Source organism: Paraburkholderia sp. EG304 (assembly GCF_046543485.1).
GTDB classification, from domain to species: domain Bacteria; phylum Pseudomonadota; class Gammaproteobacteria; order Burkholderiales; family Burkholderiaceae; genus Paraburkholderia; species Paraburkholderia youngii.
Genome location: NZ_JBKGUA010000433.1, coordinates 1 through 263 on the forward strand (window position 1 = coordinate 1; position 263 = coordinate 263).

A 263-nucleotide genomic window follows, 5' to 3' on the forward strand; every position below is an offset into this window, starting at 1 on the left:
AGTGCATCCACGAACTGTTCGAGGCGCAGGTCGCCAAGGCGCCGGAGGCGGTGGCGGTGGTCTGTGCGGAGGAGCGCGTGAGCTATGGCGAGCTCAATGCGCGGGCCAACCGTCTGGCGCATCATCTGACCGGGCTCGGGGTGAGGCCGGACCAGCCGGTGGCGATCTGCCTTGCGCGCAGTCCGGCGATGGTGGTGGGGCTGTTGGCGATCCTCAAGGCGGGGGGCGCGTATCTGCCGCTGGATCCGGCCTATCCGTCGGCG

General features: G+C 70.0%; 1 protein-coding gene. It reads left to right on the forward strand.

Going from position 1 to position 263, the window contains the following annotated elements; translation table 11 throughout:
• On the forward strand, positions 1 to 263 hold a 263-nt coding region (locus ACLFKU_RS44610; protein WP_410853503.1), incomplete at both ends, for an AMP-binding protein.